Annotated in this window: 19 protein-coding genes; 5 read left to right on the plus strand and 14 right to left on the minus strand. The window is 68.5% G+C overall.

What is annotated here, in order from left to right:
* Nucleotides 1–94 precede the first annotated feature (94 nt).
* Together ACQPYS_RS19285 and ACQPYS_RS19290 are read right to left on the minus strand one after the other, a co-directional pair.
* Nucleotides 95–763, minus strand: coding sequence for an HAD family hydrolase (locus ACQPYS_RS19285; RefSeq protein ID WP_433490392.1), 669 nt, complete (start codon nt 761–763; stop codon nt 95–97).
* A gap of 5 nt (nt 764–768) precedes the next feature.
* Nucleotides 769–1,251, minus strand: coding sequence for a MarR family winged helix-turn-helix transcriptional regulator (locus ACQPYS_RS19290; protein ID WP_433490393.1), 483 nt, complete (start codon nt 1,249–1,251; stop codon nt 769–771).
* A 78-nt stretch (nt 1,252–1,329) separates the two neighbouring features.
* Here ACQPYS_RS19290 and ACQPYS_RS19295 point away from each other — a divergent pair, with 78 nt between their 5' ends.
* Nucleotides 1,330–2,199 (plus strand): alpha/beta fold hydrolase, encoded by an 870-nt coding sequence (locus ACQPYS_RS19295; protein WP_433490394.1) that lies wholly within the window; start codon nt 1,330–1,332, stop codon nt 2,197–2,199.
* An 81-nt stretch (nt 2,200–2,280) separates the two neighbouring features.
* Here ACQPYS_RS19295 and ACQPYS_RS19300 read toward each other — a convergent pair whose 3' ends face one another.
* Nucleotides 2,281–3,207 carry an alpha/beta fold hydrolase gene (locus ACQPYS_RS19300; RefSeq protein WP_063039008.1) on the minus strand — a complete coding sequence of 309 codons (927 nt, stop codon included), beginning with the start codon at nt 3,205–3,207 and terminating at the stop codon, nt 2,281–2,283.
* 96 nt (nt 3,208–3,303) lie between these two features.
* Here ACQPYS_RS19300 and ACQPYS_RS19305 point away from each other — a divergent pair, with 96 nt between their 5' ends.
* Complete coding sequence (locus ACQPYS_RS19305; RefSeq protein WP_063038900.1) at nt 3,304–4,152, plus strand: SDR family NAD(P)-dependent oxidoreductase; 849 nt, start codon at nt 3,304–3,306, stop codon at nt 4,150–4,152.
* An 8-nt stretch (nt 4,153–4,160) separates the two neighbouring features.
* On the opposite strand, the gene secG is transcribed toward ACQPYS_RS19305, so the two are convergent.
* From secG to ACQPYS_RS19320, 3 genes are all read right to left on the minus strand, one after another.
* Nucleotides 4,161–4,394: a preprotein translocase subunit SecG gene (secG, locus tag ACQPYS_RS19310; protein WP_063038902.1), complete on the minus strand. Its 234-nt coding sequence runs from the start codon at nt 4,392–4,394 to the stop codon at nt 4,161–4,163.
* Between the two features lie 177 nt (nt 4,395–4,571).
* On the minus strand, nt 4,572–6,182 hold the full coding sequence (locus tag ACQPYS_RS19315) for an MFS transporter (protein WP_157107342.1): 1,611 nt from the start codon (nt 6,180–6,182) through the stop codon (nt 4,572–4,574).
* A 121-nt stretch (nt 6,183–6,303) separates the two neighbouring features.
* A complete protein-coding gene (locus ACQPYS_RS19320) occupies nt 6,304–7,653 on the minus strand; it encodes an MFS transporter (protein ID WP_433490395.1) in 1,350 nt (449 codons plus the stop codon).
* A gap of 145 nt (nt 7,654–7,798) precedes the next feature.
* Here ACQPYS_RS19320 and ACQPYS_RS19325 point away from each other — a divergent pair, with 145 nt between their 5' ends.
* Nucleotides 7,799–8,593, plus strand: coding sequence for an META domain-containing protein (locus ACQPYS_RS19325; protein ID WP_431940328.1), 795 nt, complete (start codon nt 7,799–7,801; stop codon nt 8,591–8,593).
* Nucleotides 8,594–8,651: 58 nt separating this feature from the next.
* Here the strand turns inward: ACQPYS_RS19325 and ACQPYS_RS19330 are convergent, their stop codons facing one another.
* The gene (locus tag ACQPYS_RS19330; RefSeq protein ID WP_433490396.1) at nt 8,652–9,197 is read right to left on the minus strand and encodes a type VII secretion system-associated protein; all 546 of its coding nucleotides are present in this window, start codon (nt 9,195–9,197) and stop codon (nt 8,652–8,654) included.
* A gap of 144 nt (nt 9,198–9,341) precedes the next feature.
* Between ACQPYS_RS19330 and ACQPYS_RS19335 the strand changes: the two genes are divergently transcribed.
* Entirely contained in the window at nt 9,342–10,367 is a 1,026-nt protein-coding gene (locus ACQPYS_RS19335; protein ID WP_433490397.1) for a hypothetical protein, read from the plus strand.
* Nucleotides 10,368–10,757: 390 nt separating this feature from the next.
* Here ACQPYS_RS19335 and tpiA read toward each other — a convergent pair whose 3' ends face one another.
* Genes tpiA through gap form a run of 3 tightly spaced genes read right to left on the minus strand, consistent with a single transcriptional unit; the run spans nt 10,758 to nt 13,795 of the window.
* Nucleotides 10,758–11,543: a triose-phosphate isomerase gene (tpiA, locus tag ACQPYS_RS19340; RefSeq protein WP_433490398.1), complete on the minus strand. Its 786-nt coding sequence runs from the start codon at nt 11,541–11,543 to the stop codon at nt 10,758–10,760.
* Complete coding sequence (locus tag ACQPYS_RS19345) at nt 11,544–12,767, minus strand: phosphoglycerate kinase (RefSeq protein WP_063038912.1); 1,224 nt, start codon at nt 12,765–12,767, stop codon at nt 11,544–11,546.
* A gap of 8 nt (nt 12,768–12,775) precedes the next feature.
* The gene (gene gap / locus ACQPYS_RS19350; RefSeq protein WP_063038914.1) at nt 12,776–13,795 is read right to left on the minus strand and encodes a type I glyceraldehyde-3-phosphate dehydrogenase; all 1,020 of its coding nucleotides are present in this window, start codon (nt 13,793–13,795) and stop codon (nt 12,776–12,778) included.
* Between the two features lie 165 nt (nt 13,796–13,960).
* Here gap and ACQPYS_RS19355 point away from each other — a divergent pair, with 165 nt between their 5' ends.
* Nucleotides 13,961–14,560 (plus strand): GNAT family N-acetyltransferase, encoded by a 600-nt coding sequence (locus ACQPYS_RS19355; protein ID WP_431940333.1) that lies wholly within the window; start codon nt 13,961–13,963, stop codon nt 14,558–14,560.
* Nucleotides 14,561–14,643: 83 nt separating this feature from the next.
* Here the strand turns inward: ACQPYS_RS19355 and whiA are convergent, their stop codons facing one another.
* The 4 genes from whiA to uvrC all read right to left on the minus strand — a co-directional run bounded on the left by whiA (nt 14,644) and on the right by uvrC (nt 19,833).
* A complete protein-coding gene (gene whiA / locus ACQPYS_RS19360) occupies nt 14,644–15,621 on the minus strand; it encodes a DNA-binding protein WhiA (RefSeq protein ID WP_174372421.1) in 978 nt (325 codons plus the stop codon).
* Nucleotides 15,618–16,682: a gluconeogenesis factor YvcK family protein gene (locus tag ACQPYS_RS19365; protein WP_063038915.1), complete on the minus strand. Its 1,065-nt coding sequence runs from the start codon at nt 16,680–16,682 to the stop codon at nt 15,618–15,620. The genes whiA and ACQPYS_RS19365 overlap by 4 nt, the downstream gene beginning before the upstream one ends.
* On the minus strand, nt 16,679–17,635 hold the full coding sequence (gene rapZ / locus ACQPYS_RS19370) for an RNase adapter RapZ (protein ID WP_084481436.1): 957 nt from the start codon (nt 17,633–17,635) through the stop codon (nt 16,679–16,681). Before rapZ ends, ACQPYS_RS19365 begins: the two co-directional genes overlap by 4 nt.
* A gap of 143 nt (nt 17,636–17,778) precedes the next feature.
* The gene (gene uvrC / locus ACQPYS_RS19375; RefSeq protein ID WP_431940334.1) at nt 17,779–19,833 is read right to left on the minus strand and encodes an excinuclease ABC subunit UvrC; all 2,055 of its coding nucleotides are present in this window, start codon (nt 19,831–19,833) and stop codon (nt 17,779–17,781) included.
* Between the last annotated feature and the right edge of the window lie 95 nt (nt 19,834–19,928).

A 19,928-nucleotide genomic window follows, 5' to 3' on the forward strand; every position in this document is an offset into this window, starting at 1 on the left:
ATCTTCCCTTCGTTAGCCGATGGTGATACGGACCCGGCGAACGCCCGGAATTCATCGCTCGGCGCGGCCGTGATGCGCGGCTGCGGGTTTGCGATCAGCCGATTCCGTACGCGGCGAACGCGTCGAGCAGGGCGCGTGGGCGCTGCTCGGTCGGTAGTGGATCGACCAGTTCGACCACGCAGCCGATATCGGCGGCGGCACCGTCGGCCTCGGCACTGTCCCCGATCATCAAGGTCTCGCCCGGCGGTACACCGATGCGTTCGCAGGCAAGAGCGAACAGCCGCGGATCGGGTTTCACGGCGCCTTCACGATACGAGAGCACGAACTCGCGCACGTAGTCGGCGGTTCCGGCGCGTTCGAAGGCCGGCCGGATATCCCAGGCGATATTGCTGAGGACCGCCACCGGCAACTCGAGAGCCGCCACCGCCTTCAACGCGGCCGCCGTATCCGGGTACGGGGTCCACGCGTCGGCCGATATCAGCTGGTCGTAGAGATGGTCCGGGTTACCGACCCCGGACCCCGCCAGCACGGCCGTATACAGTTCGCGGTGCAGCGGCGGGTCGAGATCGCGGCGGTTCCAGTCGTCGTACAGACGTGCGGGCAGCCCCTCGGGTCGTCCGGTCGGCGCGGTCATCCGGCGCATGATCTCGGCCTGGCGGGCACCGGCGAGCGGTGCACCGTGATGATCGATCAAGCCGTCGAGTATCGGTTCGAACCGGAAGAGTGTGCCGGAGAAGTCGAAGAGCACGCCGCGGATGGTCATGCGAGTCAGGTTACGGATGACCGCGAGCGGCCGGACGCGGGCCGCAGCCGCGACAGGGTTCCCGGGGTCAGCCGCTGCGCGAGTGTCTCCAATGCGGTGACCACTCCGGCGACCTCCTCGGGGTCGTCGGTGCCGAGCGCCGCCGCGAGCGCGGTATCGATCGTGGTCGCTCGGACCGTATCGACCCGGTCCGAGGCGTCGGGCGCCTGGCGGATCAGGACGCGACGCCGGTCGGCCGGATCCGGCTCGCTCACGATCGCGCCCGCCTCCCGCAGCCGCGCGACGCATCCGGAGACCTGGCTCTGCGGCAGACCCGTGCGCGTGGCGATCTCCCCCACCGCGCTACCGGGATGCTCGACGATATCGCTGGCCACGATCAGCACCGACCGCACACTCGTCGAGTACCGCGGCAGCCCCTCGGTCGGCATCGCCTCCTCGCCGATCTTCATCAGCGTGCGCCCGAGCAGGAAGAGTTCGACTCCGTTCACTCGGGGCACGCTACCCCAAACGCATCACCAAATACATCTTTCTTGATGTATCTAAAAAGATGGATTACGGTTCTCGGCATGCGCAACTTCCGAACCGGCCGCCTCCCCGTCCCCGGCGCGACCCTGTACTACGAGATCCGCGGGACCGGCCCGCTGCTCCTGCTGCTACAGGGCGGGGACGGCAATACCGCCCGCGCCGCCGACCTGGCCGGACGACTCGCCACCGACTACACCGTGGTGGTCCCCGACCGCCGCGGACTGTCCGGCAGCGCGCTCGACGATCCCGCCGCGCCGGTCACGGTGGCCACCCACGCCGACGACAGCCACCGGCTGCTGGCCGCACTCACCGACGAGCCGGCTCGGATATTCGGCTCCAGCTACGGCGCGCTCATCGCGCTCACCCTGGCCGGCGATCATCCGGAACAGGTCCACACCCTCATCGCCCACGACCCCGCCACGATGGGCCTGCTACCGGCCGCGGCCCGCGAGCGTGCCGAACGCGACCTCGCCGCCCTCGACGAGGTCTACCGTCGCGACGGCGCACTGCCCGCGCTCCGGAAACTCGCCGAACTGGTCCACGCCGATTCCTCCGATCGGGAGCCCGGCGTCGCACCACCGGCACCGCGTGACCCCGGAGACCTGCGCGATCTGGACTTCTTCCTGTCCCGGGATCTGCCGGAGATCCGCTCGTCGGTCCTCGACGCCGCGCATATCGCCGCACTCGCCGCGACCCCGGTCCATATCGTGCCGGCCGCCGGGCGCGGCTCCCGGGAGATCTGGAACTACGACTGCACCCGGGCCCTGGCCACCCTGCTGGACAGAACGGTCACCGAATTCCCCGGCGGCCACAGCCTTTCCACCCATCCCGCCGCTTTCACGGCCCGGCTGCGCGAAGTGCTGCGCGATGCCGAACGCACACCGACGGCGGCAGGCCCGCACAACGGCTGACCGGCACTCACCGGCACGGTGCGGTTCCGGCCGAACCGGCACATTCGGCTCGACACCACCTCGCCGACGGCCGAGAAGCCCTCACCCGGCGGTGAGCTCGGCGAGGGCGCCCAGCAGGAAACTGTTCACGGTCTCCGTCGCCTCCAACTGCACCAGATGCCCGGCGCCCGGGACCCGCTGCACGGCACGCAGATCCGGCAGCAGGGCGCGCATCGTTTCGAGGGGATCGCGACCGCTGAAGCCTTCCATATCGGGATCGTTCTCACCGTAGACGAAGTACACCGGAACCGTGGGTACCGCCGCGGCGTAGCCGGCCGTCAGTTCCCAATTGCGGTCGATGGCCCGGTACCAGTTCAGACCACCGGTGAACCCGGTGCGTTCGAAATCGCCGGCCAGGATGTCGAATTCGTCCTCCGACAGCCACGACCAGGGCAGTTCGGGCGCCACGGGCAGAGCATCGATATAGCGGGTGCCCGGCGGGTTCTTCCACACATCGAGATAGTGGAAATCCCCACTCAGCGCGAAGTAGACCCGGGAAAGGAATTCGCGTGGCCGGTCGGCCAGATGCGCGTCGGCCACGCCGGGTTCCTGGAAATACTGCAGGTGCAGGAAATGCCGCTCGGCCATCTTCCCCCAGTAGTAACCGGGCGGTTTCGGGGCGCGCGGGGCGAAGGGGTTGTTCAGGATCACCAGTCCGCGTACCCGTTCCGGCGCGCGCAGCGCGAGCTCCCACAGCAGGGCCGCGCCGAAATCGACGCCCACGAAAACCGCCTGGTCGGCGTCGATATCGTCGAGCAACGCGAGCAGGTCGCCGACCACGGCCTCGTTGGTGTAATCGTCGATCGACTGCGGCGCACCGGTCCGGCCCGCGCCGCGTAGGTCGGGGGCCAGGGCCCGGTATCCGGCGGCGCCGGCCGCGGCGAGCTGGCGATGCCAGACGTACCAGGTGTGCGGGAATCCGTGGCAGAAGATCACCGGGTGGCCCCGGCCCTGGTCGGCTACATGCATTCGCACGCCGCCGGTGTCGACGAAACGGTGTGTCGGCCCCACCGAACCTCCCGAATGCTAGAACGCGTTACAGTTTCACGGTAACGTCCCGGGACTGTGAGCGGAACACCACACCCCCTGCAGAACCGGATCGCGGTGGTCACCGGCGCCAGCCGTGGGATCGGTAAAGGCATCGCCCTGGAACTGGGCGCCGCCGGCGCGACCGTCTACGTGACCGGGCGCTCGGACCGGCCGGGCAAACTCCCGGGCACCGTGGGCGAAACGGCCGCGCGGATCGACGAACTCGGCGGCACCGGCGTACCGGTGGTGTGCGATCACCGCGACGACAACGCGACCGCCGCCCTCTTCGAGCGGATCGGCAACGACCACGACCGGCTCGACATCCTGGTGAACAATGTCTACAACTCCCCCGCCGCCGCCCGCTGGCTCGGCCGCAAATTCTGGGAGGTACCGCCCGCGGCGTGGGACGAAACCTTCGAGGTGGGTGTCCGCTCGCACTACGCGGCCGCCGTCTACGCCGCGCCGCTGCTGCTGAAGGGCGACGGCTTGATCGTCAATGTCTCCTCGCCGGGTTCGCAGCGGTATATGCACAACGCGGTGTACGGGGTCGCCAAAACCGCCCTCGACCGGATGACCGCCGATTTCGCGCGCGATCTCGCCGGTACCCGGGTGACCGCGGTCTCGATCTGGCCGGGCATCGTCGATACCGAACTACTCCAGATGGTGCCCGCCGACGCGGACGGCAACCGGGTGGTAACACTGCCCGGAGAGGGCAGTGTCGACCTGAACCAGGCGGAGAGCCCACGGTTCGCGGGCCGTGCGGTGGTGGCCCTCGCCACCGACCCCGAACGCGGGAAACGGTCCGGGCAGGCCTGGAAGGTCGCCGATCTGGCCGGCGACTACGGGTTCACCGATGTGGACGGGAGAGTCCCGCGTCACGACTGACCGGCAGGTCAGGCGAATTTGATCTCCAGCCCGATCCCCAGGATCGCGATGAACCAGATCATGCCGGTGAAGATGGTGATGCGGTTGAGGTTCTTCTCGGCGACGGTCGACCCGGACAGACTCGACTGCATCCCACCACCGAACAGGCTGGACAGACCTCCGCCCTTGGCCCGGTGCAGCAGCACCAGCAGCACCAGCAGCAGGCTGGTGACGATCAGGAGGATATCCAGGAACATCCGCATGCCGGACAGTCTAGAGGGTGCGCCGGGGCGAATCCCATTCGCCGTCCGAGCACGGCAGCAGCGACAGCTGGGCGGGAAAGCGCACGGGCGAAGAACTCGGTGGCGCCCGAGCAGCGCACGCCGGGGCGGGCGGTGGTGCACACCGAGCGCACGGCCGGGGCGAACGCGGAGGTACGCCTATGGTCGCGGTTCCACCGATACCAGGTGAGTGAGCCTCTCGTCGTGCGCGAATTCCGATACCGCCCGCTCACGCATCAGGTCCTGGGCCGTCAGCCGCACCTTGTGCTGCTGCATGTGCTCGGACCAGGAGCGCACCACGAACGCCTCCACATAGCGGTCCGTACTGCCCACATCGCGATAGATCCGCCATTCCATCGCGCCCGTGCGCTGCCGTGACCGCCCCACGAAGCTCATGGCCGCCAGGAATTCCGGCACCTTGTCCGCCGGCACGTCGTAGTCCTTGAGCACCAGTACCGGACCGTCGTCGGGGTCCGGTTCCACCACCAGCTGTGGTTCCGGCCAGTACGCATGCGGCGTCAGATCGAAACCGGGTACAAACTGCCGCAGCGGCAGCCAGATCGTGCTGAGCGCGCACCCGCCGAGTAGTACTGCCGCCGCCAGCAGCGCGGTGACCGCACCGTAGGCCCCGGCGACCAGGCCCCACACCACCGAGCCGATCGCCTGCCCGGCCATGAACACCAGCAGGTACACCGACAGTCCCCGGGCCCGGACCCAGCCGGGCAGCAGCAACTGCATGGTCGCGTTCATGGTGGACAGGGTCAGCAGCCAGGACGCGCCCGCGAAGACGAGCAGGAGCAGCACCAGCGCCTCCACCCGCAGCAGCGCGGTACCGCAGCAGGCGATCCCGAACACCACCGCGGCGACCGCGACCTGCTGGGTCGGGGTCAGCAGGGCCCGCACCCGGGCCAGACCCAGCGCGCCGAGGACCGCGCCCACGCCGAGCGCGCCCAGCATGAGGCCGTAGCCGGAGGAACCGAGACCGAGCTGGTTGCGCGCGATCACCGGTAGCAGTGACCACAGCGCGCTGGCGGGCGCGACGAACAGGGCGGTGCGCAGCAGGACGCGCCGAATCGCGGGCGCGGATTTGATGAAGCGCGTGCCCGCTTGCAGGGCCGCCAGCGGTCGTTCGCTGGGCAGGTCCTTGGTGGTCACCCGCGGCCGGCGCCAGAACAGCAGTGCCGCGACGATCGCGGCGAACGATACGGCGTTGAGCGCGAACACCAGGGCCGGACCCGACAGGGCGACCAGGACACCGGCGATGGCCGGTCCCACGGCCCGGCCGATGTTCATGTTCATACTGCCGAGCGCGGCTGCCGAGGGGATCTGGTCCCGCGGCACCAGTTCGGGCTGGATCGCCTGCCAGGCGGGGCCCACCACCGCCTGGCCGCAGCCGAGCAGGAACAGCAGGGTGAGCAGGACCGAGGGCGTGGTGTGCCCGGCGGCGGTGGACACCGCCAGCGTGATCGCCAGGACCGCCATGGTGGATTGCGCGCCCAGCAGGAGGCGGCGGCGATCCAGCAGATCGGCCAGTACCCCGGACGGGATGGCCAGGATCATCACCGGCAGCGTCGTCGCGGTCTGCACGAAGGAGACCAGCGCGGCGGCATTGGGTTCGTCGACCAGTACCCACTGCGCCCCGACCATCTGCATCCAGGTGCCGAGATTGGACACCAGCTGCGCGATCCACAGCGCCCGATAGACCCGCGACCGCAATGGCGCCCAAGTGGAAACTGGTTTCGCTGCGGCGGTAGTCACTCGGGTCAGCATAGCGTCGCGCTCTGACCGGCCCGCCGGACGAAGGGACCCGCACCCGCTTCCCGGCACAGCACGCTCCCGGCCCGCGTCGGAACCCGGGCCCCGCGCGACCGTGTTCCGGCGCCGCGCGGGCTCATGCGGTGAGCCGGTCGTCCTCGCTGATGAACCAGGTGGCGATCACACTCACCACCGCGGTCGACACCAGATAACCGCAGGCCAGCCATGGTGTGGAACCGCCCGCCGCGATCAGCGCCGTGACGATCATCGGAGTCAGGCCCGAGGCGTATATCCCGGAGAACTGGTAGACGAAGGACAGCCCGGTGTACCGCACCTGGGCCGGGTACAGCCCCGCGTACAAGGTGCCCTGGGCACCGTAGAACAGTGCGTGCGCCACACCGAACACCACGATGATCGCGACGGTGAAGATGACGATATTACCGATCTCGAAAAGCGCGAACACCGGATACACCAGCACCCCGTAGGCGGCGATACCGGCGATGTAGACCCGGCGCGGCCCGAAGCGGTCGGCGAGCAGACCGGACACCGGGATGAGCGTCGCCATCACCACCGCGGCGGCGGTGACCGCCACCAGCACCGGCACCTGCTCGAAGCCGAGATGCCCGGTCGCGAACGTGATCGCGAAAACACCCCAGGTGTTGAACGCCGCGCCCTCACCCCAGCGCGACAGCAATCCGAGCGCGGTGTTGCGCCGGGAGCGGGCATTGCGGAACAGCTCGACCACGGGCACTTTCGAGATCCGGTTGAGCCGGTCGACCTCCCGGAAAGCGGGAGTCTCGTCGATTTTCAGACGCACCACCAGGCCGATCAGCACCAGCACCAGGCTGGCGCCGAACGCGATCCGCCAGCCGTAGCCCAGGAACGCCGTTTCGCTCAGCGTCGTCCGCAGCACCGCGAACACACCGGTCCCCAGAGCGAGCCCGAGTGCCAGCCCGACCTGCGGATAGCTGCCGAACAGGCCGACTTTCCGGCGCGGGCTGTGCTCGACGGCGAGCAACACCGCGCCGGCCCACTCACCGCCCAGCGCGAAACCCTGCAGCATCCGCAGCAGCAGGAGCAGGATCGGGGCCGCCACGCCGATCGCGGCGGCGGTGGGCAGTACCCCCATCAGTGCGGTGGACCCGCCCATGATCGCCATGGTCAGGGCCAGGGTCTTCTTTCGTCCGATCCGATCGCCGATATGGCCGAATACGAGTCCGCCGACCGGCCGCATCACGAAACCGACGGCGAAGGTCGCGAACGACAGCATGGTTCCGACGAAGGCACTGTTGTTCGGGAAGAAGAGTTTGTCGAAGACGAGACCCGCCGCGGTGGCGTAGAGGAAGAAGTCGTACCACTCGACGGTGGTGCCGATCAGGCTCGCCACCACCGCCTTCCTGGTGTCCGCGGCTCCGAGCTCCACCACGGGCGGCGCGGCGCGATCATCCGGGCGGGCGCCGGCCGGCCCCGTTTCCAGTAAGGACATCGTGTTCCCTTCGCTCCCGCGTCGATCGCCGAGCGAGGATACGAAGACAACGGCACAGGTAGGAACCGTTGGAATCAGCAAGATTCGAGCACCGGGCGAGTTTCGGCGCCCGGGACCCGGCCGCGCGCCGGGTAGCATCGCAGTCATGCCGGGACCAGCGCTCCGAATCGGTGCCGCCCTGTCACTGCTGCTGCTCGCCGCGACAGCGTGCTCGCACAACGAGCCGGCGCCGACCCCACCCGAACCCACACCCATGGGCCACACCTATATCTCCACCGAGGTCACCGGCACACCCATTCCCGGCGGCGGCCCGCTCACCCTCACCTTCGCCGACGACCGGATCTCGGCGGCGGCCGGATGCAACACCCACAGCGGTGCGGTGGATCTCCGCGACCACGTCCTGCACGTCTCCGAACTCGCGAGCACGCTCGTCGGCTGCCCGGGCGACCGGGCCGGCTCCGACGCCTGGGTCGGGGACCTGCTGCGCGCGGACCCCAGCTGGCAGCTCGACCGGGATCGGCTGACGCTGACCGGGAAGGGCACCACCGTCGTCCTCACCGACAAGAAGGTGCTGCAACCGGACCGCCCGATCCGCGGCACCGAATGGGTGGTGACCAGCCTGCTCACCCCCGACGCACAGATCAGCTCACAGATCGTCGATCAGATCCGGCCGGCACTCACCATCGCCGCCGACGATTCGCTCACCGGGTTCGCCGGCTGCAACCGGATGACCGGCCGGGCGGTGATGGTCGCAACACCGGCCGGAGCCGATATAACGTTCACGGCGGCCACCACCCGGATGATGTGCGGTCCGGAGATCATGGAAGTCGAACAGGCCGTTCTGACCGCACTGGACGGGACGGTACAGGCCACAGTGGATGCGGATACCCTCACACTGCGCAACCCCAACGGCCACGGGTTGATCCTGCGTACCCGATAGTGTGACGTTGCCGCCGACGGAGTCCGGCGGGGCTCGTCCGGGGCTCCGACGATATCCGTCATCCGTCGTCGCCGCCCGCCTCCTCCGGAGCGATACCCAGGTTTTCGACCGAGAGACGTATCGGCGCGGCCCCGGTCGGGTTCATCAGTACTTCGGCTCCGGACGGGACAACGTCCGCGAGCGCCTGCCCGTGGACCGGAAACCACAGGTCCACATCGACATCATTCTTCTGAAGTTCGGCCGTGACCACGACGACGCACGGGATCCCGTCCGGCGCCGCGCCCAGCAGCGGCCGGCCCGATCTGTCACAGCCGATCTCCACCACCGAGTCCCGGAGCATCCGGATGAGGTCCGCACCGAGCCGACCACCGACCGCGACCCGGCGCAGGACGGCGTCTAGGGGGTCGGTCGGTACCTCGGGTCCGCTCGGGCAGTAACGCGGATTGGGCCGAAACGGGCCGGCACTACCGTCCGCGCGTAACTCCCAGCCGCCCACCACGGCCTCCACCGGCGGCGCCCCGGCACTATCCTGGCCGCCCCGGCCGGGATCGATCAGAACGAACCAGTTGTCGTTGCGAACAGCTTCGGACGGTGGCTCAACCACGAGTATCCGTTCTCGAATCCTTCTGGTCGACCGTATTTTTCCATGCGGACGATGTTGCAGCCAACTGAACGAATGCTGTTTCGTATCACCGTGACTGGGGATCTCCCTCTCCGCGCCGGTCACCTGGATCCGCATACTCGACGGATGAAAGGGCTGGCGTCGGAGCCGATCTCCGGTTCCAGGTTGGCTGTGTCGATGCGCGAGGCGACCGAGCTCCTTGCACGAACGGCACGGAACGAAGGCCGGAACCTCCACGAGGTGTTGACCGCGTACAGCGGTACCGTCCGCAATTCCGCGGGGCAAGTTTCCAATGCCGACAGTGCGGGTGCGGACCTTGCGCAAGTCGTCGCGGGTACCGGCCCCCGGGGGCCGTGGCTCATCGGCTGGGACGGCAGCTACCGGCATTTCACCTTTGAATCCCGTCATGTCCGCAGCGTGCCGCTGCTGGATCATGAGGGAAGAATCATCGGAGTTTCCTTCCCGACTCATCACACAGGTGACAACGCGGATCGGAAGGCCTATCGGACGTGGTCGCGAATGCCGAACCGACTGAGCGATACCGAGATCGTTCCCGAAATCCGCATCGACCGGGCCGGGCGCCGGGAACCCAGATGGAAGGATCGGGGACCCGCCCAACTTGCGCCCTGGGCAGTGGACGCGCACGACGGGGTGCTTTACGTGCACGCCCACGCAGGCCGGCGCGGTTTCGAGATAGACGCCAATGTCGGCACCGACGACGACCCGGACTGGCGGACCCTCCTCGCACCGAGGCGTTTCTTCGGACATATCCTCGCGGCGAATCGGCATTTCCAGGTAGCTTCCAGGGCAGCACCACGCCGACCGCTGGTGATGCTGTGCTGCCACGCCGGAAACCCTGAGTACGGGCACGCGCTGCACGCCACGGAGGTCCTGCACAGTGAAGGCCTACGCCACGACGTCTACGCGACGGTCGCCCAGAACTGGATCGGGTGGGATAAAGAAAACGGAACCGCGGGAGTCATAGTGGAGGTGCCGGCGGGCATCTCTCCGAGCGACGCGGTGGTCGCCATCCGGGCGCCGGACGAGGCCGCACCGCCTGTCGGCACCGGCCAGGGGGCACCCCTGGCCGCAACCATTCCCCCGCCTGCGGAACGACGCGGCGGCGCGGATGCGCTCCCATCGACGGACTGATCGGGACGGAGAAGTGATTCGTCGCGCATCGCCACGTCGATGCGGCTCGATCAAGGGCAAGCCGCGGTCGTCGGCAGGGTGGTGGATTCACTGAGCGGTGGCCACCGTATGGCGGCTGGGCTGCCTCGCCTTTCCGGCCGGAGTGAACAGTGTTCCCGCCACCGCGAACACTGCCACGACGGCTCCGGGGTCGCCGCGGCGCGTCCAGGTAGTCGATGCAGTTGTCGCACCCACTCCTCAGGTTTCCGCCGCGGCGTCGTGTACCGCCGTTACGCCGCCGACAACCGTCCGCGTGATCGCATGCGGCCCAGGCCCGCGGTAGCCCACCGGTACGTGGACGATGAGGCCCGCCGGTGGGGAACCGGCGGGCCTCATCGGGTTATCGATCGGTCAGGGCAGCGGGCCGCCCGCCGCGATGGCGGACAGGGTGGCAAATTCGTCGCCCTTGAGCGACGCCCCACCTACCAGGGCCCCGTCGATATCGGTCTGCTTGGTCAGCTCGCCGACATTCTTGGCATTCACCGAACCGCCGTACAGCACCCGGACGGTCTCGGCGACCTGCTCGCCGGCCAGCTGCACCAGTTCGCCGCGGATCGCACCACAGACCTCCTGCGCGTCGGCGGGGGTCGCGACCTTGCCGGTACCGATCGCCCACACGGGTTCGTAGGCGATCACCACCTTCGCGATCTCCTCGGCCGACAGACCCTTCAGCGAACCTCGCAACTGTTCGAGGTTGTACTCGACATGGGTGCCCGCATCGCGCACGTTCAGGCCCTCACCGATGCAGACGATCGGCGTGATGCCGTGCTTCAGCGCCTGCTTGGCCTTCGCCAGCACCGTGGCGTCGTCCTCGTTGTGGTACTGACGGCGCTCGGAATGCCCGACCACCGCGAACGCGCAGCCGAGTTTCGCCAGCATCGCCGCGCTGATCTCGCCGGTGTAGGCGCCCGATTCGTGCACCGATACATCCTGCGCACCATAGGTGATACGCAGTTTGTCGCCCTCGACCAGCGTCTGCACGCTACGGATATCGACGAACGGCGGGATCACCGTCACATCGACCTTGTCGAAGTACTTGTCGGGCAGCGCGAACGCGATCTTCTGCACCAGGGCGATGGCCTCGAGGTGATTGAGGTTCATCTTCCAGTTGCCCGCGATCAGCGGTTTCCGGGCCATCTACGCACCCTCCGCTTCCTCGAGCACGCTGATACCGGGCAGTGTCTTACCTTCCAGGTACTCCAGCGATGCCCCACCACCCGTCGAGATATGCGAGAAATCGCCCTCCGGGATACCCAGCGCCCGCACGGCCGCGGCGGAATCGCCGCCACCGACCACGGTGAACGCGCCCTTACCGGTGGCCGTGGCAATGGCCTCGGCGACCCCGCGGGTTCCGGCCGCGAACTTCTCGAACTCGAACACACCCATCGGGCCGTTCCAGAACACGGTGCGCGCCTCGGTGAGCAGCACCGCGAAACGCTGCACCGACTCGGGGCCGATATCCAGACCCAGCCAACCGTCCGGGATCTCGTGCGCCGACACCACCTTCGACTCCGCGTCGGCGGAGAAGGAGTCGGCGACGACGATATCGCGCGGCAGATGGATGACGTCGGCGTAGCGATCCAGCAGGCCCTTGCAGGTCTCGATCATCTCCTCCTGCAGGAGCGAGGAACCGACCGAAAGACCCTCGGCGGCGAGGAAGGTGAAGCACATACCGCCACCGATGACCAGCGTGTCGACCTTGGGCGCCAGCGCCTCGATCACCGCCAGCTTGTCCGACACCTTCGACCCGCCCAGCACCACCGCGTACGGGCGGTCGGTGGACTCGGTCAGCTTGGCCAGCACATCGGCTTCCGCCGCGACGAGTGTGCCCGCGTAGTGCGGCAGCATTTTCGCCACGTCGTACACCGAGGCCTGTTTGCGGTGCACCACGCCGAAACCGTCGGAGACGAACGCGCCGTCGTCGCCGACCAGTTCCACCAGCGCGGCGGCCAGCTTCGCACGCTCGGCGTCGTCCTTGCTGGTCTCCCGCGGGTCGAAGCGGACGTTCTCCAGCAGCAGCACATCACCGTCGGTCAGGCCCTCGGACCGCGCCAGCGCGTCCTGGCCCACCACATCGCCGGCGAGCTGCACATTGCGACCCAGTTCGGCGGCGAGCCGGGTCGCCACCGGAGCCAGCGACAGCGCCGGGTCCGGGGCACCCTTCGGACGGCCGAGGTGCGCGGTGACGACCACCTTGGCGCCGGCTTCCACCAGCGCGCGAATGGTCGGAACCGACGCCACGATGCGGCCCGGATCGGTGATCTGCCCGTTGTCCAGCGGAACATTGAGGTCGGAGCGCACCAGCACCCCGCGCCCCTCGACGCCCTCGGCGAGGAGATCTTCCAGAGTTTTGACAGTCACGCCGTTCCTCAGAGGGATTTGCCGACGAGGCCGATGAGGTCGGCGAGACGGTTGGAGTAGCCCCACTCGTTGTCGTACCAGGAGTAGACCTTCACCTGGTCGTCGATCACCTTGGTGAGCGGCGCGTCGTAGATAGACGAGTGCGGGTCGGTGACGATATCGCTGGACACGATCGGGTCGACGCTGTACTTCAGGATGCCCTTCAGCGGCCCCTCGGCGGCCGCCTTGAACGCCGCGTTGATCTCGTCGACAGTCGCCTTCTTGGCGAGATCGGCCGTCAGGTCGGTGATCGAGCCGGTGGGAATCGGCACCCGCAGCGAGTAACCGTCGAGCTTGCCGTTCAGTTCCGGCAGCACCAGGCCGATGGCCTTGGCCGCACCGGTGCTGGTCGGCACGATGTTCACCGCGGCCGCGCGGGCGCGACGCAGATCCTTGTGCGGGCCGTCCTGCAGGTTCTGGTCCTGCGTGTAGGCGTGGATGGTGGTCATCAAGCCCTTGACGATGCCGAACTCGTCGTTCAGCACTTTGGCCAGCGGGCCCAGGCAGTTGGTGGTGCAGGAGGCGTTGGAGATGATGTTCTGGCTGCCGTCGTACTTGTCGTCGTTGACACCCATCACAATGGTGATGTCCTCGCCCTTGGCCGGGGCGGAGATGATGACCTTTTTCGCGCCCGCGGCCAGATGCCCCTTGGCCTTGGTGGCGTCGGTGAAAATACCGGTGGACTCGACCACGACGTCTACGCCCAGGTCACCCCACGGCAGCGCCGCCGGGCCCTCCTTGATCGCCAGCGCCTTGATGCGCTGATCGCCCACCACGATGGTGTCCTCACCGTCGAGGGACACATCCTGGGGCAGCCGGCCCAGGATCGAGTCGTACTTCAGCAGCGTGGCGAGGGTCGCGTTGTCGGTGAGATCGTTGACCGCCACGATCTCGATATCGGTGGTGCCGAGCGCCTTCTGCGCCTCCACCGCCCGGAAGAAGTTACGTCCGATACGACCGAAGCCGTTGATACCTACCCGGACAGTCACGTTATCGCTCCTCAGCTGTCAAGCGGATCGTTCCGATGCCCTGTCAACCCTAATGCCTCGCGGTCGCCTCTCCGACAGGCACCTGGTGTTCGTGAGCACCGGGTATCCGCGCACCCGGCCGGATCTCTCCGGCAGTCCCGCCCGGCGTCCGGGAGGATGGTGGAGATGCCGAACGAACCCGCTGCCACGACCCCGCACATCCGCCCCGCCACCGCCGCCGACACATCCCGCGCCGTCAGCACCCTCACCCGGGCCTTCGCCGACTATCCGTGGATCCGGCACACCCTCGCCGCCGATGACCACGAACGCCGCCTGGCCACCTTCCAGGAACTGTTCCTCACCCGGATCGGCCTCCCGCACGGCAGGGTGTGGGTGGCCGACGACGGTGACGCGGTAGCCGTCTGGACCACCCCGACCACCGACGCCGAGGCCGTATTCACCGAACTCGGTCCACACTTCGCCGAACTGGCCGGCGATCGCGCCGCCGCCTACAGCGCCGCGGAGGCAGCCCTGGCACCGCATCGCCCGGCCGGCCCCGTCTGGTTCCTGGGTACCGTCGGCGTGGATCCCGTACGCCGTGGGCACGGGCTGGGCCGCGCGGTGATCGAACCGGGCCTGGCCGCGGCGGAACGCGACGGAGTCCCCGCTTTCCTGGAAACGTCCACGGAGGCCAATGTCCGTTTCTACGAACATCTCGGATTCCGGATCAGCGCCGAAGTGGAGATCCCGGACAACGGTCCCCGCACCTGGTGCATGCTGCGCTGAGAACGCCGGCTGCGCATACCCGCCGCAGCGGATCGGCCGGGACGGACCGGTGCGGACCGTCCGGGCCTGGCCGCCGGACGGCCTCAGGCGTCGTCGAGCAGCTCCGCGGTGACCGCCGATTCGGTATCCGGCACCCCGAGCTCCTTGGCCCGCCGGTCGGCCATCGACAGCAATCGTCGAATCCGCCCCGCCACCGCGTCCTTGGTCATCGGCGGGTCGGCCAGCTGTCCGAGTTCCTCGAGGGAGGCCTGCCGGTGTTCCACCCGCAGCTTCCCCGCCGCGGCCAGATGGTCGGGCACATCCTCGCCGAGCAGTTCGAGGGCCCGCTCCACCCGGGCGGCCGCGGCCACCGCGGCGCGGGCGGAGCGACGCAGATTGGCGTCGTCGAAGTTGGCGAGCCGGTTGGCGGTGGCGCGGACCTCACGGCGCATCCGGCGCTCTTCCCAGGTGAGCCGGGTGTCCTGGGCGCCCATCCGAGTGAGCAGGGCACCGATGGCCTCCCCGTCACGGACCACGACCCGGTCGGTGCCGCGCACTTCGCGGGCCTTGGCGGAGATTCCGAGCCGGCGGGCGGCACCGACCAGTGCCAGCGCGGCTTCGGGGCCGGGGCAGCTCACTTCGAGGGCCGAGGAGCGACCGGGTTCGGTGAGCGAACCGTGGGCCAGGAAGGCACCGCGCCATGCGGCTTCCGCGTCCGCGACGCTACCGCCGACGACCTGGGCGGGGAGTCCGCGGACGGGCCGGCCGCGGACATCGAGCAGGCCGGTCTGCCGCGCGAGGGCCTCGCCCTCCTTCGCGACCCGGACCACATAGCGGGAGGATTTGCGCAGGCCGCCGGCGCTCAGCACATGCACATCCGACCCGTATCCGTAGAGTTCGAAGATCTCCCGCCGCAACCGCCGGGCAATGGAACCCATATCGACTTCGGCTTCGACTATCACCCGCCCGCCGACGATATGGAGGCCGCCGGCGAAACGCAGCAGGGCGGACAGTTCGGCTTTGCGCGCACTCACCTGTGTTACGGCGAGCCGGCTCAGCTCGTCTTTCACTTCGGCTGTCATCGCCACGAGACGTGCTCCTTTCCACCCAACCCGGACCGCACATCCTGACCCATGTGCCGTCCCTCGACTCGAAGCCCCGGCAACTGTGGCCGAGGCGCGCGGATCAGTTGATCCAGTGCGGCGGCGAGCTTTCCGGGGTCGTGCCGGTCGGTTCCCGCGTCGGCGACATCGGAAAAGACTACTCGCGCCCGTAATTGGCCGGCAGCCCTGGCCACATGCTCACGTTCCCGCCCTTCCGGCACGCACCCGGAGTCGACCAGAACCTCGTCGACCGCGAAATCCGGTGCGTGCTGGGACAATACATGGAGATGCCGTTCGGCGGAGAACCCCGCGGTCTCACCGGGCTGCGCGGCGAGGTTCAGAATCAGCACTTTACGCGCCCGGGTGTGGACCAGTGCGTCCCGGAGCCCGGGTACGAGCAGATGCGGTATCACACTGGTGAACCAGGAGCCCGGCCCCAGAATCACCGCGTCCGCGCGTTCGATGGCGGCGGTGGCCGCCGCGCAGGACGGTGGATCGGCGGGCAGCAGCCGTACCCGCCGCACCTTGCCCGGTGTCGTGGCGACCGCGACCTGGCCGCGGATACAGCGGCTCACCCGCGGATCGGCTTCCAGACCGGAGACATCGGCCTCGATATCCAGCGGGATATCCGACATGGGCAGGACCCGCCCGCTGATACCGAGCAGCTCGCCCACCTGGTCGAGGGCGGCCACCGGGTCCCCGAGCACCTCGGTGAGCCCGGCCAGCAGCAGGTTGCCCACGGAATGCCCGGCCAGGGCGCCGGTGCCGCCGAACCGGTGCTGCACGGTCCGGGTGAGCACCCCGTCGGCGTCGGCGGCCAGCGCGGCCAGCGCCATCCGCAGATCACCGGGCGGCGGCACCCCGAGTTCGGCACGCAACCGGCCGGAGGAACCGCCGTCGTCGGCGACCGTCACCACCGCACTGATCCGGCGCGTGATGCGCCGGATCGCCGTGAGTGTCGCGTACAGCCCATGGCCACCGCCGAGCGCGGCGACCGCGGGACCGGACGGGTCGGCGGCTCCGTTGTCCGCGCGACTCATTCGCGCCCCAGATCCCGGTGCAGTACCCGTACCGCGTCCACCGGCCCGTCCGCGCCCGCGTCGATCCGGCTACCGGTGATCTTGCCGAGGGCCTCGGCGATCGCGACGCTGCGATGTCTACCGCCGGTGCAGCCCACTGCGACCGTCATGTAACGCTTCCCCTCTTGGCGATAACCTTGCGTGGTCAGCTCGATCAGGTGATCACAGGTCCGCAGATAGTCGTCGGCGCCCGGACGCGACAGCACATAGTCGCTGACCACCGTTTCCTGACCGCTGTGCTGCCGAAGTTCTGGTACCCAGTGCGGGTTGGGCAGGAAACGCACATCCAGCACCATGTCCGCGTCCAGCGGGACACCGTACTTGAATCCGAAGGATTGAACGGTCAACTGCAGCGCAGCGGGCGTGCCGCCGCCGTAGACCTCCTCCAGTTTCCGGTGCAACTGGTGGATGGACAGTTCGGTGGTGTCGATGACCACATCGGCGGCGGCCTTCACGCCCGCGAGCCGGACCCGTTCGGCGGCGATGCCGGCCGATAGGGTCCCCTCGGCGCTGTCGTTCTGCAGCGGATGGCGGCGCCGGGCGAATCCGAACCGGCGAATCAGCACATCGTCGGAGGCCTCCAGGAACAGGATGCGGGTGGGGACGCCGCGGGCGCGCAGCTGTTCGATGACGGCGGGCAGATCTCCGGTGAAGAATCGGCTGCGCACGTCCATGACGATCGCCAGCCGCAGAATGGGCGGATCGGCCGAGGCACCCAGTTCCACCATGCGGCCGATGAGTTCCGGCGGCAGATTGTCGGTGACATACCAGCCCAGATCTTCCAGTACCCGCGCGGCCGTGCCCCGCCCCGCACCGGACAGGCCGGTCACCATCACGACTTCGACCGGGGTGCCCGGGCCGGAATCGGTACCCGGCACCACTGTCGTACTGTTGTTCGATTCGACGCGAGTCATGTACCACCCGGATCTTGTTCGGGAATTGCGTTTCGGTCACCCAGCTGTAGGTCGGCACCCCGGAACTGTCGCGGGGGCGCAGGAACAAACGTACGTGACCGGCGCCGGTCGCCGCGCGGTTGCCGCGGCCGCCGCGCCGGACGCTATTGCTCGTGCAGCGCCGCCAGTACCGCCTCCGCGGTGGCGCGGCCGATACCGGGCACCTCGATGATCTCCTCGACAGTGGCCTCTTTGAGTCGCGCGACCGAACCGAAATGGGTCACCAGCGCGGTCCGCCGGGTCTCCCCGAGGCCGCGGACCGCGTCCAGCGCCGACGCCGTCATCCGCCGCGACCGTTTGCTGCGATGGAAGGTGATGGCGAAGCGGTGTGCTTCGTCACGCACCCGCTGCAGCAGGTAGAGGGCCTCGCTGGTACGCGGCAGCACCACCGGGTCGGGTTCGCCGGGAACCCACACTTCTTCGAGCCGTTTGGCCAGGCCCACCACGGCGATATCGGTGAGGCCGAACTCCTCGAGCACCTCCGCCGCGGCCGCCACCTGCGGCGCGCCACCGTCGACGACATAGAGGTTGGGCGGATAGGCGAACTTGCGCGGCCGGCCGGTCTTCGGATCGATACCGGGCCGGGTCACGATCTCCGCGTCGGCCTCCGCCGGGCCGGTTCCGTCGTCCGCCGGCGGCGTACCGAATTCGGGTACCTGCGCCGACCCCGCGAGATCGGCCTGCTCGGCGGCGTCGCGTTCCCGGCGCAGCCGCGCGAATCGGCGCCTGGTCACCTCGGCGATACTGCCGACATCGTCGGAGCGCCCCTCACCGGCGGCCTCCCGGATCGCGTAGTGGCGGTAGTCGGACTTCTTGGGCAGCCCGTCCTCGAAGACCACCAGCGAAGCCACCACATCGGTGCCCTGTACATGGCTGATGTCCACACATTCGATACGCAGCGGCGCGCTGTCGAGGTCGAGGGCGTCCTGGATGTCCTGCAAGGCCACCGACCGGGAGGTCAGGTCACCGGCGCGGCGAAGTTTGTGCTGGGCCAGCGCCTCCTTCGCATTACGCGCCACCGTCTCGGCGAGGGCTTTCTTGTCGCCGCGCTGCGGTACCCGCAACCGCACCGACGCGCCCCGCAGGGTCGACAGCCAGCGCTGGACCTCCTCGGCATCGGCCGGGAGTTCGGGGACCAGCACCTCACGCGGTACCACGGCCGCGGCCTGCTCGCCTGCGGTCTGCTCGGCCACGGCGGTCTGCTCCGCGTAGAACTGGGTGAGGAACTGCTCCACCAGTGCGGCCAGCTCGCCCTCCTGCTCCGGGGTATCGGCCGCATCACCGGATTTGTCGACCACCCAGCCACGCTGCCCGCGCACCCGGCCGTCGCGGACATGGAAGATCTGCACCGCGACCTCGAGGTCGTCCCCGGCGAAGGCGATCACATCGGCGTCGGTGCCGTCGCCCAGTACGACGGCCTGTTTCTCCAGTGCCCGGCGCAGGGCCTGGACATCGTCGCGCAGCCGGGCCGCGTTCTCGAAATCGAGGTCCTCGGCGGCCGCCTGCATCCGGCGTTCCAGGTCCTTGACCATCCGGTCGGTGCGGCCGGCCAGGAAATCACAGAAATCGTCGACGATCCGCCGGTGCTCGGCGGCCGAGACCCGGCCCACACACGGGGCCGAGCATTTGTCGATATAGCCGAGCAGGCAGGGGCGGCCCATCTGGCTGTGCCGTTTGAACACCCCGGCCGAGCAGGTGCGGGCGGGAAAGACGCGCAACAGCAGATCGAGAGTCTCCCGGATCGCCCAGGCGTGGGCATAGGGGCCGAAATAACGCACCCCCTTCTTCCGGGCGCCCCGGTAGACGAACAGTCGCGGGTACTCCTCGTTCAGCGTGACCGCCAGCACCGGATAGGACTTGTCGTCGCGGTAGCGGACGTTGAACCGCGGATCGAACTCCTTGATCCAGTTGTACTCGAGCTGCAGCGCTTCCACCTCGGTGGAGACCACGGTCCATTCCACGCTCGCGGCGGTGGTGACCATCTGGCGGGTACGCGGATGCAGGGCGGCGATATCGGCGAAGTACGAGTTGAGCCGATTGCGCAGGCTTTTCGCCTTACCGACATAGATGACCCGGCCGTAGGAGTCCCGGAACTTGTAGACACCGGGTTCGAGTGGAATGGAGCCGGGCTGCGGCCGGTACGTCGCGGGATCTGCCACGTATCCAGCGTAGTAGCGGGCTCGGACACATCCGGCCGCCGGTCGGCAGAGCCCGGGAGAGGCCGCACGGCCGCATCTGCGACCGGAGGCCGTGC

This window comes from Nocardia grenadensis (assembly GCF_050942415.1).
In the GTDB taxonomy this organism is placed as follows: Bacteria; Actinomycetota; Actinomycetes; order Mycobacteriales; family Mycobacteriaceae; genus Nocardia; species Nocardia grenadensis.